This is a genomic window from Paenibacillus soyae, from assembly GCF_024623455.1.
GTDB lineage: Bacteria > Bacillota > Bacilli > Paenibacillales > Paenibacillaceae > Pristimantibacillus > Pristimantibacillus soyae.
In genome coordinates, this window is the sequence record NZ_JANIPJ010000091.1 from 1 (window position 1) to 269 (window position 269).

Annotated in this window: 1 protein-coding gene; it reads right to left on the reverse strand. The window is 57.6% G+C overall.

Going from position 1 to position 269, the window contains the following annotated elements:
* Positions 1-269, reverse strand: a 269-nt coding sequence (locus NQZ67_RS30940) for an extracellular solute-binding protein (RefSeq protein WP_257453186.1), incomplete at both ends; no start/stop codon positions are given.

Genomic DNA, 269 nt, shown 5'->3' on the forward strand with positions numbered 1-269 from the left:
TCTTGATGTCGGCCGGGTTCACGCCCGCTTTGTCCAACAATTCCTTGTTGTAATAGATAACCGACGCGCCAACGTGATAATCCACACCGTAGTAGTTGCCGTCCTTCGCGTAGATGTCAAAGCGCGCTTTGACGAGATTGCCGAGCTCCGGCTCGACGATGTCATTAAGCGGCACCAGCTGCGGCTCGCCTTTCAAGAAGTTCGGGAACTTTCCGAGCTCGATGTCCGCGAGGTCCGGTGCGCCGCTGCCCGATTGCAGCGACACCAGC